Raw genomic sequence first — 14,661 nt, forward strand, 5'->3', positions numbered from 1 at the left:
GTAGAGCAGAATATTTTGACTAAACTGTAGTCATAATAGCCCGCTATTTACCACTCTATTTATCCACGCAACAAGGTCGCGCGGGAATGACAGATTTTCTTAACTTAAGGGCAGTGCGTCCCGGACCGTCCCCATTGGCTTGTCGCTAAGAAATTTAGAACTACGGGAGGTACAATATCTCTAAAGCCTAAGCAATTTCAGGAATAACAAGGAGCATAAAAATATTAGTGTCAGAAGCTAGCCGAGATGAATTATAGTGTGTATCTTGGACTAATGAGCATTTTAAGATTTTTCATTTGCTATTGTTTTTTGCGTTTCTAAAGAGCCTGAGAGTACTGTATTCTATAAGACAAATATAAGGATATATTATGTTAAATCCCCGCGAAGTGAATACTATTGAAGAAGCAAAACGTATTGTTGAAGAACGGCAATTAAGTCATGTTAAAGTGGGTGTTTTTGACATTGATGGTGTAATGCTTGGCAAATACATGAGTCGCCAAAAATTCTTCTCCGCATTAGAGCATGGCTTTGCCTTTTGCGATGTTGTTTTGGGTTGGGATATCAAAGACAAACTGTATGATAATGTAAATTATACCGGCTGGCATACAGGGTATCCTGATGCCTGTGTCCGCATTATTCCTTCCAGCTGTCGTGAATTGGTTTTAGAAGGAAATCAATTGTTATTCTTGGCTGAGTTTTCCAAAGGCGCTGAGGCGCTTTGTCCCCGTGCGGTCTTAAGACGGATCATTGAAAAAGCTGCTCAGATGGGATTTGCAGCATATGCAGCCCTAGAATATGAATTTTTTGTTTTTGATGAAACACCTGAAAGTGTTCGCGCTAAAGGATTCCGTAATTTAAAGACCATTACACCAGATAATTTTGGTTATTCTATATTGCGTAATACGGTTCATGCCGAATTTTATCATCAAATTTTGCATATGAGTGAGGTCATGGATTTCCCCATTGAAGGATTACATACGGAAACAGGTCCAGGGGTTATTGAAGCCGCTATTGCTGTTGATGCAGCGGGCAATGCTGGGGATAAAGCGGCATTATTTAAAACGTTTATGAAAATACTAGCGCAGCGTAATCAAAAAATGGCTACGTTTATGGCCAAGTGGTCAATGGATTATGCTGGGCAAAGTGGACACATTCATGTTTCCTTAAATCATTTGGGCGGCGGTTCGGCATTTTATGACGCTGAAAACACGTACCACATGAGCAAAATCCAACGCCATTTTTTAGCCGGACAACAAGCATTAATGCCTGAATTGTTAGCCATGTTTTCACCTACAGTGAATAGCTATTCGCGTTTGATCCCTGGTTATTGGGCACCTACAGATGCAACCTGGGGCGTGGAAAATCGCACGACTGCTTTGCGGGTTATTCCTGGCGATGAAAAATCCCAACGTATCGAATACCGATTAGGTTCCGCAGATGCAAATCCCTATCTTGCATTAGCTGCAGCAATAGGTTCAGGTTTATACGGAATCGAACAGGAGTTAGATCCTCGCGCCGAAATCAAGGGCAATGCCTATGCGCAGACCCATAATAAAGAACTGGCTTTGCCACGTACTTTATGGGATGCGGCGCAAAATCTTAAAGCTTCACGTGCAGCACATGCTTTATTTGGTTCTGATTTCGTGACTCATTTCGCAGCGACCCGAGAATGGGAAGAATTAGAGTTTAGAAGGCAGGTTACAGACTGGGAATTAGAGCGCTACTTTGAAATTATATAGGATCAAAAAATGAAATTTAAAACCTATTCTCCTATTGATAATTCAGTTTATGTAGAGCGCCCTTTTGCAACGCAACAGGAGATCGAGCTTGCTCTGTCTAAAGCACATACGGCACAAAAATTATGGCGTCTTTCTTCTCTTGCTGAGCGTGAGGAATATTGTAGTGCTGCCGTAGATGTTATTGTTGCTAATAAAGATGCCATCGCCTTGGAATTAAGTTGGCAAATGGGACGACCTATTCGCTATACACCAGGAGAAATTAACGGGTTTGAAGAACGAGCAAGATACATGATTGCTGCGGCAAAAACAGCCTTAGCACCAATTGAATTACCCGAGAAGCCAGGTTTTATCCGCTATATTAAGCGGGAACCTTTGGGTATTAATTTAGTGATCACCCCCTGGAATTACCCTTTTTTAACAACCGTAAATGTCGTCATTCCGGCAATTATGGCAGGAAATTCGGTGCTGTTGAAAAGTTCAGCACAAACTCCTTTGGTTGCCGAACGATTTGCGGAAGGATTTAAAAAGGCATGTTTGCCAGACGGTATTTTTCAATATATGCATTTGACTCATGCCGATACAGAACAATTAATTCGATCACCACAGATTAATGCAGTAGCGTTTACTGGCTCAGTGGCTGGCGGTGCAATGGTCGAACGTGCTGCCGCAGGTCGTTTTATTTCTGTGGGTTTAGAGTTAGGCGGAAAGGATCCAGCTTATGTTCGAGCAGATGCTGATTTGGAGCACGCTGTAGAAACTGTAGTGGATGGGGCGTTTTTTAATTCAGGCCAATCGTGTTGTGGTATTGAACGTGTGTATGTACACCAAGATGTCTACGATGATTTTGTGGCCAAAGCAGTCGCATTGGTAAAACAATATCGATTAGGACGCTCCGATGATCCTGAAACTACCTTAGGACCTTTAGTACGTATTGCCGCTGCTGATTTTGTGCGTGGGCAAATTAAAGAAGCACTGGAGCAAGGTGCCATCGCCCATATTCATCCGCAGGATTTTGCTCTGGATAAACCAGGTTCTGCTTATTTGGCACCCCAAGTATTAACTAAAGTGAATCATCGGATGCGCCTTATGAATGAAGAAACTTTTGGTCCTGTAATCGGCATCATGAAGGTGAGTTCTGATGAGGAAGCAGTTGCTTTAATGAATGACAGCGATTATGGATTAACTGCGGCGGTGTTTACCACGGATATAGCTCAAGGGATCGCTTTAGGTGAGCAATTGCAAACCGGTACTTTTTTCATCAATCGTTGTGATTATCTGGATCCAGCATTAGCCTGGACTGGAGTAAAAAACTCAGGACGAGGCTGTACCTTATCTACCTTGGGTTATGAATCATTAACTCGACCTAAATCATTTTATATTAAAATGTAGGAATAAAAAAGATGAATAATCAATCCCTGACCGCTAATTGGAATTATCCAACCCGAATTCGTGTGGGAGCTGGACGCTTAAGTGAACTCCCTGAGGCGTGTGAGGAGCTGGGGATAAGCGCGCCTTTGTTGGTTACTGATCCAGGTTTGGCACATTCATTGTTGGTGGATAATGCACTGTCATTGGTACGTGCAGCGGGAATGCGAGTCACTGTCTTTTCGCAAATTAAAGCCAATCCTACAGGCGAACAGGTAATGGATGGGGTTAGTGTCTATCGTAATGGCACTCATGATGGCGTGATCGCATTTGGGGGTGGTTCAGCAATTGATGCCGCCAAAGCAATTGCGCTCATGGTGGGACAACAACGAGCTCTTTGGGATTTTGAAGATGCGGACGATAATTGGCGGCGGGTGAACGTTGCGACGATGGCTCCAGTTATTGCGATACCAACCACTGCCGGGACCGGTTCCGAAGTTGGGCGCGCTTCAGTGATTACGGATACACAACAGCAAATAAAGAAAATCATTTTTCATCCGCAAATGTTACCCTCCTTCGTCATTCTGGATCCAAAACTTACCGTGGGTTTGCCAAAACCAATTACGGCAGCTACTGGTATGGATGCGTTGTCACATTGTTTGGAAGCCTATTGTGCTCCGGCATACCATCCTATGGCCGAAGGGATTGCTCTAGAGGGAATTCGTTTAATTAAGGATAATTTGGTGCATGCTTATCATGAAGGCACTGATTTGGTTGCACGAACAAATATGTTGGTTGCCTCAACCATGGGGGCAACCGCTTTTCAACGTGGGTTAGGTGCAATGCATGCCTTGGCACATCCCTTAGGCGCACTCTATGATGCGCATCATGGCCGTCTTAATGCGATTTTAATGCCTTATGTTTTGCTGGCTAACAGATCGTCTATTGAAAATAAAATAATGCATTTGGCCCAGTACTTGTCGCTGGAACATGGGTTCGATGGATTTTTAGAGTGGATCTTGCAACTGCGTTTAGAGGTGGGAATTGAGCATACTTTGGCAGCGCTTGGTATTAATGACCGGCATATTGACCGTTTAGCCACGATGGCCACTGAAGATGCGGCTTCAGCCTCTAATCCCATATTGTTTACACAAGAGCAATACAAAGCTATGCTTTATTCAGCGTTGAATGGTATTTGAGGGCATTGATGAATCTTGGGATTTTGAATTGTGATCGGGTGAGTGACGTATTTGCAATACGCTATGGGCAATATCCACAAATGTTCGCCACACTATTCCAACCGGTGGCTCCCCAAATGACGTATACTGTTTTTAATGCGCTACACGGTGAATTGCCTAAGGATATTCACGACGCTGATGCTTATTTAATTACCGGAAGCAGACATGGAGTAAATGATGGTTATCCCTGGATTGATGCGTTGGAAGAGTTCGTACGCAGCCTGCATAAAACGCAAAAAAAATTGATCGGTATTTGTTTTGGCCATCAACTGATTGCCAAAGCCCTGGGGGGCAAAGTAATCAAATCGCCAAATGGCTGGGGGGTTGGCGTGCTGCAGTACCAAGTAGTGTGTCATAAACAATGGATGAACCCCGCACAAAATCAATTTAACTTACTTGCAAGCCATCAAGATCAAGTAGTCATCCTTCCTCCCAAGGCGCAATTGCTAGCACGCAGCGATTTTTGCCCCAATTACATGATGCAAATAGGCAATACGATGTTAACTGTGCAAGGACATCCTGAGTTTACCAAAGCTTATGCCAAAGATTTAATGCACTCGCGCGAAGATTCTATTGAAAAAGACATGATGACAAAGGCGATGCGGTCCTTGGCATTAAAGCATGAACACCTTCTAATGGCGCAGTGGATAATTAATTTTTTACAATAGAGTTTACGTCCTGTTTTACCATGATGTCATTTTGGTTGAAAAAGGAGATGGATTAAAGATTTCTAGCGCCTCATCTTTAATTTTTTTATTAAATGGCTTTGGCTCTATTGACAAAGGAGTTGGAGCGATCCCCGTAAAATAGCCACCAAATCATTATGGTTAAAAAATAAAAACCTGATTCAAACTCCCCTTCTCTTTTCTATCATGGTAAAGTACTGAGAGCTAATCTTAGCCTCACCTAATTTGACCAATAAAAAAATATTCTGAGCGTTATTTATGAATGAAAAAGTAGAGAGTCCTCTTATTTTTGAAGTATTGTCAACTGAATTAATCTTAGAAATACTTTCTCATTTATCTGTTAAAGAGCTTGGAATATTGGCAATGGCATGCAATGTGTTCAATCAGCTCGCCAATGACAATCATCTGTGGCGAGAGAAAGTGAAGCACGATGCATATCGCTTATATGAAGAATTGTCCAAGAAACAAGAGGTTGTTTACAAATTTGAATATAAGCAGGAACAGAATAGAAAATTGGCGGAACACTTTCAAGCAAAGAATCAAAATCACAGCAGCACCAACTACAGCTGGTTTTCATTTTTTTCTTCTTACACCACAATAGAGCCAGAAGAAGAAACCGCAATAGAAATTATGGGTTTTTTTGGTATGTAACGTTTTTTACGGCGCAAAATGCTAATGCTTTAAGTTTTCTTAAAGCAGTTAGCTTTTTCCGGCTAACACCAAACCTGCACCCATTTCAGCAGATGGGTGTGTTTGATTCTTTTAAGTAATCATTAGACCGCTGGGGCAAGTAGAACAGCCCGATCACTCCGACCGAACCCACCCCAGAAACAAAGAGTGTGTCATTCATTTTGAAGTATTGTAACAATCTGTTAATTTATTATTATCTATGCCAGGTAGTACCACGTCGTACAGCACCGCAATGGCCATTAGCACAACCTTTTTTAACACTCGTATGGTGGCAAGTACCCCCGTGACAAGCAGTATGGCCTCGATGATATCCCCAAGCGGCAAAAGAATTTGATACAAAACCGCTTATAATGAAGATCATTAAAATCTTTTTAATGTTTTTTGCTAACATATGCTACTCCTTGCAATTATTTTAATAAATATAGACATTAAAAATACATCCGCATGGTTAGTATAGTTTACTTTGTTAAAGCTTGTTGCACCTGGAAGATATTTTTTATCAGTAGTATAAAGGGAGCAGCTCTACTTCCAGAAACACAAATAATCAAGCAGATGCTCACCTTGTAGTTGCCAAAATTGCTCAGCCCACGCTTCTTTATTTATACCCCTGGGGCAGGATTACGACTTAAAGATAAATTATCCATATCTTTATTTAATTCAGCATGCGCTTTTTTTAATTTACCTTCTGAGGTAGTGCCAGAAAAGAATGTCGCGATGCCTGTTGCTTTATAATTAGCATAATGAGCAATACCTAATGTTAAAGCAGCAATAAAATTAGTTATTGCTTTAAGAATATATCGTGCTGTTTTTGATGCCGCACTTCTATCCTTTGAGAGCACCTCGGCGTACAAATGCTCAGCTTTCTTAAATGATTCGAGTAAGTTAGCACGAGCACCTGGCCCAGGATTGGGCTCACTATAAAATTTCAAAAGGGCTGCATAGGATATTTCAAGATATTTTTTGGAGCAATTTCTTGCAGCCTCATACTTTTCTGCTGCATTCTTAAGACCCGAGAGAATGTCCTCATTAGCATCATGTATTTTTAAAACAGCCATTACAAAATTTTTGTTCTGAATCGCTTGTGACAAATCAATAGTGGTTCCTAAAACTACACTCATTTCGATCATACTTTTAATAACCTGACTGCTTGTTTGATTTTTTATAGCTAGGCATAGATTAGGATATTTACTAAGTATTACGAGTTGATTGTCTTTTAATGGAACTTTTAAGTTGTATAAATAGCGAGCTGTTTCTAAAAAAAGACGTGGCTTTTCTGGTTTATACTGCAACAGAATCCTCTCTTGAGCAGCCCATAACCATTGATTAATTTTCAATCCATATTGTCGATCTTTCAGTAAGGGACAGCACTCAAAGGCATTATTTATTGCCGCAAAAATAACAACCAAATTTGTATTCGCCGGAAAGGCTGCCATTTGCAATGCAGATAACTTCGCTTTGATATATGCTAAATTGTCAGATTTATTAAATGTCCCATCACTCATCATTTTTAGTATTCTTGGGTCACATATCTCTCTTTGTCTATAGATATTATCATGAGAGTAATAACCCATTTTCAAGCGCTGACCAGGTGCCTTAATAAATAGGATATTGTTCTGATTTTTTAGAGAACGTAGATCCTCCTGTATTGGCGTGTGGGATATAAAATTGACGTTTTTAAAATTTGTCGGAAATAAAGGTGTATTCGATATAATATTATGCAACATACTCGTAACAACAATTTGTTGTTCGAGGGGTATTTCATCCTTATCCCTTGCAGCACCAATAATCTCTCCAATCATTTTTTTTACTGACTGTTCTAGTGATAAACGAATATGGCAAGCTTGCACTAAGCAATCTAAAGCATCTGACGCATCCGGACTTAAGCGTCTTTGGTTTATTACACCCGTTGTGGTAGGAGAGTAATGGCCGAAGCTAGACCGGTAATCAAGGATACCGAAAGCCGCTTTTTCTAAGCGACTGGTGTATGTTCCAGGACTTAGCTCCTCATCATTTAAAAAAATAAAAGTTCATTTAAATCTTGTTGCATGTCCTCATGCGTTACAATATCTTTCGCTATAAGCGAGGTTTGTATTAAAATATTTCTTAAAATAGCGCCGTTTGAAAAATGTTGTTCTTTGATATCTTCAAGTATTTTTTGGCAGCGAGTACTAATAAAAGAACCTATTCTTAAATCCACGTGTTTATAAAAATCATCTCTTGAATTCTCTTGAATCGTCTCAAGATCCATTTCCTTAAAGTGTTTTTTAGAACACCAACCAAATACGCGTCCATACTGAGCTTGGTCACTATGAATTAAACCAAATTTTTGGTGACTTTCATGAATAATTATCGATACGTTCCCCTCTTCGACCAATTTTTTTACATCATCATCTAACTTCATATTTTTATATAAAGAAGTTGTTGCATCGATAACAATGGCTACAGGTTTAGTACGTTTGGCATTGATAATATTTCTTCTTACAAAAAGATTAATATCAACTCCTGGGGTCAATCCTTCTGGATTAACAATAGGCCCTGCTGAAATCATAAACACATCAGCATCTGCGGTAGAGTTTGCGGTATTAAGGTTGGAAATATTGGGCAGCTCATAATAACAAGGTTTAAATATTTTAACCTTAGGCGCTACACCATTGATTGTTTGCATTTTACTAACAATTTTCATAGCAACAGCACAGGCACTAACACCGGAGGTACTTGATGAAGCAATAAACGTAGATTCTTTAAGCTTACTTTTATTAAGCGCGAGTATATCTAATAACGTTGTGAAGGACTCGTCTTGAAATCGAGCAAACTCTTTTTCAAGCGTGGCCTCATCGGTCTGCTTTAAAAGTGACAAGCTAATTTCATGGATAATTGCATAAACACAAAAAGCATAGCGTGGATAATTTTGACTATAGAATGTATTCGTTAAATCCAACATTAAAGCAATGCGTTGGATCGCCTGTGGACTTAACTCAGGTAAATCTTGTAACATTTTTTGCAAGCATTTAGCAAGTATTTTGGTAGGATATCTCCCACCACTGGTAGCAATGCGGTTCAATTTTATAATAATCTCGCTATCGAGGAGCGCTTCTTTTGTTTTAGGTAGTTTGGGATCTAAAGTGATATCAATATTACTTTGTTCATAAGGAATTTTTGTAACTTTTAAATTTTCGGCAATTTCCCAGGAAGACGCGACTAAACCCAAATTTTTCACTTTATCTTGCAAAAGAGAGGCTTGTTTCTTTTTTGCCTCATCTTCATTCTTAGGAATTACAAGAACAGCAATCGAATAAGGCTCTTTAGTAACTAACTGAAGATCGGGTATATAGCCTTTAAAATAATCCACTACATCTTGTATTGGATTATTTTTTAATAGGGTAATTGGCATATACGTATTCTTTGCCGGATCAAAATCAGGTAGATCAAACTCTTTAAAGAAAGCATCGGTAACGGCGTTTGCTAAATGAACCGAGCGATGGTAAACCTCCTGAACATTAATGAGTGGATTATCAACGCGTTCTCGAGCACTTTGCCTAATTTCAGCGACGTGTCGTCCAAACATAATTGCTGACAGTTGCTGCTGTTCGTCCGCTGGATCGATCAATGAGAGGTATGCAAAATATGGGCTTTTAACAATGGTTTCTTTAATCTTTCTCCCGCGCCACTTTCGTTGGATGATGCAGGCAGCCTGGTCTTGAGATAAAGAAGGAGCATCAGAAGAAGGAAGGGAGGTTGGACGCTGAACTTTATCCTTAATTCTCTCAGAGTAAAATTTAATATCTTCACTAAGTTTATGAAGTAAATTATTTTTAGCCAGAAGATATTTCATAATAGCACCTTATGTTTGCAATCGAGTGATTTAATTCCGCGTGCTCCATCACGTACAGCTTTTAAGTGTTCATACACCAGATGCGCGCATTATAGAAAATAATTATTGATTTGTCTTTAATTTAAATTAAATGTCAATATTATTTGCATATTATGCTATTATTCCCATTAAATTTAAGTTATCAGAATAATTTTTTATGGGGGACAATATTAATGAAAATAGCTATTGCCGTAAAAAAAGGATTAACATCCCCAACAAATGCTACTGATGACTGGTTATTAAAATCTGCGCTGGAATCTCATGGTATACAGGTAGATGTGATTGACTGGCAGGATGACGCCATTAATTTAACTCAATACGATGCAATTGTTGTTACGTCTACATGGAATGCATCTAGTTTTCCTGATGAATTTTTAGCATGGATAGACCGTTGTGATGAAGGTAGAAAAAGATTAATTAATTCAGCTGAAATATTGAAGTTAAGTTTGAATAAAGATCAATACCTTAATCTCTTATTAGAGCAATTTGGAGCTACTGATTCTCCCGAAGGCTCCATTACACCGTCCATATTTATTAAACCTGGCGACAAAAGGCCATCGTTTACGGAACAGCTAACCGCCTTAAAAGAAGCAGATCCCGTCTGGTCTCATGATATTGTAATAAAACCGATAATATCTGCAGATGGCAATAATACTTATATATTTACAGATAACCCCATTTTATTAAAAAAGAATCCGAAGATGTATCGTGCTTTTTCTCAGGCCGAACAATGCATCAATGAACTATTAACCCCAAAGGGAACACGAGGGATTATTATTCAACCGTTTATACCGGCTGTTGAAAAAAGTGGTGAATACCAACTTGTATTTATTGACGAGCAATTTAGCCATGCGACCGTAAAACCAAGAGGATTTAAAAACAATGACACTGTTACCAGAACAACGGTACCTATTGACGAGTTGCCCGCCGGAATGCTCGCTTTTGCCCAAAATATCATGAGTTTTTATTTTCGCAATTATCCTGATTCCATCACACGAACACGCCTTGACTTTTTTGCCGGCGATAAAGGGCCTATTTTGTGTGAGGCGGAAATGGTCGAGCCAAATACTAACATAAGACGCCTAGCATCTTCTGAGCAAAATTTGGTCATTGAAAAGTATACAACCAGTATCATTAACCACACTCTACAATTAAATGCTATGGCCGTGCTCGAAGATATTTTTAAAAAAGACAGTACTGATTATTTACCGCTAACAAAGCGCCCTGAATTATACCCGGCAATTATGAAAATATATCATACACACCATGATATTCTTTCTAATTTAGCCAATGCAAAAGCAAAACATAAATTAGCAATGACTCACGCGCCTACGTATCTAAAAGCATGTTTCGATGCACTTAATACCTTTGCAAAAATGAACTATCCGCAAGAGCAGGATAAGAAATTACTGATTGAATCACTTGAACAAGCTAAGGCTCGCTATTCCAAGTCAGTTTTATCTCAAGATCAAAGCACAGTGTCAAAACTTATGCGCTGGATGTTAAAAGGGGTAGTAAACTTCATTGCTAGTTTAACTTTAGGCGCTGCCCACTATATCAATTATCAGAAAACCGGCACTGCAACCTTTTTTGCCAATACGGCTTCGGACAATAAATTAAAACAGTCTCATCACGAATTAAAGAAAGAACTTGAAAATAATTCAATCCTCACGACAAGGAAGTCTTAAGGAACTGCAAGCGCTTCAAGATAAACTTAAGAGGATAGCAATTAATAACTCAAACAAAGTAGAAAAAAATAATTCTTTAACGCGCCTGAATACCATTTTTTTCCGGCCTTCAGGCTGCTTTAGCCTGCTTTAACTTGCTACAGTTTCGAATAAGAACCAGATTCTACGTTCTGTTTCATCAATATAATTTTCTAAAATGCTGGTTGTTGCCACATCATTGCCTTCGCTACACACTGCATGAGCCGCGCGCATACGAATTAAAAAGCCTTTATTATCTTGTAATAAATCATTGAGCATTTTTTCTGCTGACATCGTTTCATTTACATCTTTTATTTTTTGTAATTCCTTAATCTGCCCAATGGATTGGATGGTTTTTTCACCTAGTTTACGCACACGCTCAGCCAAAACATCAATCATTGCAAAAATTTGCTCGCTTTGCTCATCCAGTAAAAGATGATAATCGCGATAATGGCGTCCCGACATGTGCCAATGGAAATTTTTTGTTTTAACAAATAACGCAAACGTATCGGCTAACAATGGATTAATGACTTGTGCAATCGCACGACGATCTTTTATATCCAAATCATTGGGAGTAGCAAGTTTGAGCGGTTCCATTTTTTTCATTTCAACTCCTTAAATTAAGAGGCTCCATAGTGCCCGAGAAATTAGTGTTTCAGTTAATTAGGGCGGATTACAATGCGCACTTTATCTATCATAATATAGACCAATAAAACAATTCTGTTTGAAATTATGAAGTAATTTAAGGATGGTAATTTGCCTCAGACGCTTATTGATTAACGTAAGACTATTTAAACTATGTTGTTTTTTTAGTCCATCCATCCTACTTAAAAATATATTTGTTCGGCAAAAAACAGATTCACAGTATATAATTGAGATATGATTTGAAATGCATTGTTTAATAAAATTGCATAACTACATAGATAGCCTAAAAAACAATCTCTTAGTGAGAGACCATGCCCAGACGCGAGATACATTATCAAAAAGTTGCAGCAGCTGCACAAAAAATTAAACAACAAGGCCGTGAGCCTTCGCTTACGAACATTTGTGAAGTATTAGGTATTCTTACTCCGCCTCCGAATTTACCCACTCTTTTGGAAAAGTGGTATCACAACCAGCCGGAATTCCAACGGACAATTAATGCGCCGCTGTCAGATAATATTAATATCAAAGCAGATGACATTCTCGAAAAAAATATTGAATTAGAAAAATCCCTATCGTTATTGCGAGCAACTCTTGAATCCACGGGTGATGGCATCATGATGGTCAATGGTCATGGCCAAGTAGTGGATTGGAATCAGAAATTTGTAGAAATGTGGCGCATTCCTTCTTACATGTTGGAATCAGGTACCGAAAGTATTGGCTTTGAATATATTTTAGAGCAACTCACCAACCCAGAGTCAGTTATCACTGATGTGGAATACCTTTATAAAAATCCAGAATGGCAAGGGGAATTACCGGTTTTACATTTTAAAGATGGGCGCATTTTTGAGCGTTTTACCCAACCACAACGCATAGGGAATGAAATTATTGGCCGCGTATACAGCTTCCGGGATATTACCCAAAAACGGATGGATGAAGATGAGCTACGTATTCGCGAACGAGCAATCGAAGCAAGTATCCATGGGGTTGCAATTATTGACATTAGTAAAGCTAATTTCCCCATTATCTATGTTAATAAAGCTTTTGAGCGGATTACTGGCTATACGGAAAAACAGATATTAGGTCAAAATCTTATTGCCCTTCGTGGTCGTCACACAGAAGATGTGAATCACAAACGGATTACCCTGGCGATAAAAGAACAGCGCGAGGAAATAGTTGAAGTTGAGGGGTACCGGCGTAACGATGAAAGTTATTGGTGTGAAATCAGTGTTGCTCCCGTTAGTGATTCCTCTGCCAACGTCAAACACTATGTCTGTCTTATTAATGATATTACTCAACGTCGAGAGATGGAAAAACAATTAATACAGCAAGCAACGCATGATTCACTAACGGATTTACCCAATCGCGTATTATTGATTGACCGTGTCGATCAAGCCATTTTACAAGCCAGGAAGAAAAACAGCATACTGGCATTCTTATTCTTAGATCTCGATCGCTTTAAGATGATTAATGATACCTTAGGTCATAGCATTGGCGATAAACTGTTGCAAGCAGTATCCAATCGCTTACTGATTGCAACGAATGATTTTGATACCGTCTGTCGCTTAGGTGGGGATGAATTTGTCATTCTATTGCAAGATATAGGGTCAGAAAAACAAGCGCAACAAATAGCAGACAAAATACTGCGCACCATTTCCAAACCATTTCCAATTGACCAACACGATTTACAAATAACAGGTAGCATTGGCATTAGCTATTTCCCTAAAGACGGTACCGATTATGAATCGTTAATGAAAAGTGCTGATTTATCGATGTATCACGCCAAAGATAGTGGGCGCGCTACTTATCGTACTTATGATAAAGAAATGAACACCCGCATTATTAATCACATGCAACTGGATAATGCGTTGCGTGACTCCCTAAAAAAAGATGAGTTTCACTTAGTTTATCAACCACTCATTAATTTAGCTGAAAATAAGATCGTTGGCTTTGAAGCCTTATTACGTTGGCACAGCCATATATTAGGTACAGTACCGCCCAGTGATTTTATTGGCATGGCTGAAGAAAATGGTTTAATCCTTGAAATTGGTATGTGGGTATTAAAAGAAGCCTGCTGTCAGCTCGTGCGCTGGCATAAATTAGGATACAGTAAATTAACAATGGCCGTGAATCTTTCCAGTCGACAATTGCGTCAAAGTCATTTACCCGAATTAATTAAAAAAACGCTTTTTGAAACCGGTTTATCCCCTAACTACCTTGAATTAGAACTAACAGAAAGCTTGCTTGTTGACAATGTAAAACATTCTATTGAAACCCTGTATGCATTGAAAGATATGGGCGCCAAATTAGTTATTGATGATTTTGGCACTGGCTATTCCAGTTTGTCCTATCTAAAGCAATTTCCCGTGGATAAATTAAAAATTGATCGCTCTTTTGTTAGCGAATTAATTAACAAAGAAAATGACGCAGCCATTGCAAGAGCGATTATTAACCTAGGCCATAGCTTAAATTTAGACGTATTGGCCGAAGGCGTAGAAACAGAATTACAGTGCCAATTCATGCTTAAACATGGTTGTGATTATGCCCAAGGTTATTATTTCACTCCTCCCCTCAAAGCAAATGAATTGAATGAATTCCTTATTAAATATACCTGATTTTAAATACCTATTTCTTCAAAATCATAGAGCAATATTAATTTTTCGCTCCATCCTCAAAATAGGCATGATTTTTGCTAGTTGAAAACATCGTAATCTAATTTAAAAG

At 39.0% G+C, this 14,661-nt stretch carries 11 protein-coding genes; 7 read left to right on the forward strand and 4 right to left on the reverse strand.

The features are described from left to right. Positions 1–368 precede the first annotated feature (368 nt). The 5 genes from LDG_RS13390 (at position 369) to LDG_RS13410 (ending at position 5,679) form a co-directional block, all read left to right on the forward strand. Positions 369–1,739 carry a glutamine synthetase family protein gene (locus tag LDG_RS13390; RefSeq protein ID WP_006871938.1) on the forward strand — a complete coding sequence of 457 codons (1,371 nt, stop codon included), beginning with the start codon at positions 369–371 and terminating at the stop codon, positions 1,737–1,739. Positions 1,740–1,748: 9 nt separating this feature from the next. Further along, entirely contained in the window at positions 1,749–3,128 is a 1,380-nt protein-coding gene (locus LDG_RS13395; protein WP_006871939.1) for an aldehyde dehydrogenase family protein, read from the forward strand. Between the two features lie 11 nt (positions 3,129–3,139). Next, positions 3,140–4,303, forward strand: coding sequence for an iron-containing alcohol dehydrogenase (locus LDG_RS13400; RefSeq protein ID WP_006871940.1), 1,164 nt, complete (start codon positions 3,140–3,142; stop codon positions 4,301–4,303). An 8-nt stretch (positions 4,304–4,311) separates the two neighbouring features. Then, on the forward strand, positions 4,312–5,010 hold the full coding sequence (locus tag LDG_RS13405) for a glutamine amidotransferase-related protein (RefSeq protein WP_040535947.1): 699 nt from the start codon (positions 4,312–4,314) through the stop codon (positions 5,008–5,010). A gap of 276 nt (positions 5,011–5,286) precedes the next feature. Further along, on the forward strand, positions 5,287–5,679 hold the full coding sequence (locus LDG_RS13410) for an F-box protein (RefSeq protein WP_006871942.1): 393 nt from the start codon (positions 5,287–5,289) through the stop codon (positions 5,677–5,679). A gap of 232 nt (positions 5,680–5,911) precedes the next feature. Here the strand turns inward: LDG_RS13410 and LDG_RS13415 are convergent, their stop codons facing one another. The 3 genes from LDG_RS13415 to LDG_RS13425 form a co-directional block, all read right to left on the reverse strand. Then, the gene (locus LDG_RS13415; protein WP_006871943.1) at positions 5,912–6,109 is read right to left on the reverse strand and encodes a hypothetical protein; all 198 of its coding nucleotides are present in this window, start codon (positions 6,107–6,109) and stop codon (positions 5,912–5,914) included. Positions 6,110–6,317: 208 nt separating this feature from the next. Further along, entirely contained in the window at positions 6,318–7,517 is a 1,200-nt protein-coding gene (locus LDG_RS13420; protein ID WP_148263589.1) for a hypothetical protein, read from the reverse strand. 212 nt (positions 7,518–7,729) lie between these two features. Then, complete coding sequence (locus LDG_RS13425) at positions 7,730–9,550, reverse strand: hypothetical protein (protein WP_006871945.1); 1,821 nt, start codon at positions 9,548–9,550, stop codon at positions 7,730–7,732. A gap of 212 nt (positions 9,551–9,762) precedes the next feature. Here LDG_RS13425 and LDG_RS13430 point away from each other — a divergent pair, with 212 nt between their 5' ends. After that, complete coding sequence (locus LDG_RS13430) at positions 9,763–11,277, forward strand: ATP-grasp domain-containing protein (RefSeq protein WP_006871946.1); 1,515 nt, start codon at positions 9,763–9,765, stop codon at positions 11,275–11,277. Between the two features lie 129 nt (positions 11,278–11,406). On the opposite strand, the gene LDG_RS13435 is transcribed toward LDG_RS13430, so the two are convergent. Next, positions 11,407–11,901: a Dps family protein gene (locus LDG_RS13435; protein WP_006871948.1), complete on the reverse strand. Its 495-nt coding sequence runs from the start codon at positions 11,899–11,901 to the stop codon at positions 11,407–11,409. A gap of 350 nt (positions 11,902–12,251) precedes the next feature. Between LDG_RS13435 and LDG_RS13440 the strand changes: the two genes are divergently transcribed. Then, complete coding sequence (locus LDG_RS13440; RefSeq protein WP_006871950.1) at positions 12,252–14,552, forward strand: sensor domain-containing protein; 2,301 nt, start codon at positions 12,252–12,254, stop codon at positions 14,550–14,552. The last annotated feature ends 109 nt before the right edge of the window (positions 14,553–14,661 follow it).

Source organism: Legionella drancourtii LLAP12, from assembly GCF_000162755.2.
Taxonomy (GTDB): Bacteria; Pseudomonadota; Gammaproteobacteria; order Legionellales; family Legionellaceae; genus Legionella; species Legionella drancourtii.

Bases quoted from the DNA above. Each gene is read 5' to 3' on its own strand.
- LDG_RS13410 (WP_006871942.1), top strand. From the start codon at position 5,287: ATGAATGAAAAAGTAGAGAGTCCTCTTATTTTTGAAGTATTGTCAACT.
- LDG_RS13420 (WP_148263589.1), bottom strand. From the start codon at position 7,517: ATGATTGGAGAGATTATTGGTGCTGCAAGGGATAAGGATGAAATACCC.
- LDG_RS13405 (WP_040535947.1), top strand. From the start codon at position 4,312: ATGAATCTTGGGATTTTGAATTGTGATCGGGTGAGTGACGTATTTGCA.
- LDG_RS13430 (WP_006871946.1), top strand. From the start codon at position 9,763: ATGAAAATAGCTATTGCCGTAAAAAAAGGATTAACATCCCCAACAAAT.
- LDG_RS13415 (WP_006871943.1), bottom strand. From the start codon at position 6,109: ATGTTAGCAAAAAACATTAAAAAGATTTTAATGATCTTCATTATAAGC.
- LDG_RS13440 (WP_006871950.1), top strand. From the start codon at position 12,252: ATGCCCAGACGCGAGATACATTATCAAAAAGTTGCAGCAGCTGCACAA.
- LDG_RS13425 (WP_006871945.1), bottom strand. From the start codon at position 9,550: ATGAAATATCTTCTGGCTAAAAATAATTTACTTCATAAACTTAGTGAA.
- LDG_RS13390 (WP_006871938.1), top strand. From the start codon at position 369: ATGTTAAATCCCCGCGAAGTGAATACTATTGAAGAAGCAAAACGTATT.
- LDG_RS13400 (WP_006871940.1), top strand. From the start codon at position 3,140: ATGAATAATCAATCCCTGACCGCTAATTGGAATTATCCAACCCGAATT.
- LDG_RS13395 (WP_006871939.1), top strand. From the start codon at position 1,749: ATGAAATTTAAAACCTATTCTCCTATTGATAATTCAGTTTATGTAGAG.
- LDG_RS13435 (WP_006871948.1), bottom strand. From the start codon at position 11,901: ATGAAAAAAATGGAACCGCTCAAACTTGCTACTCCCAATGATTTGGAT.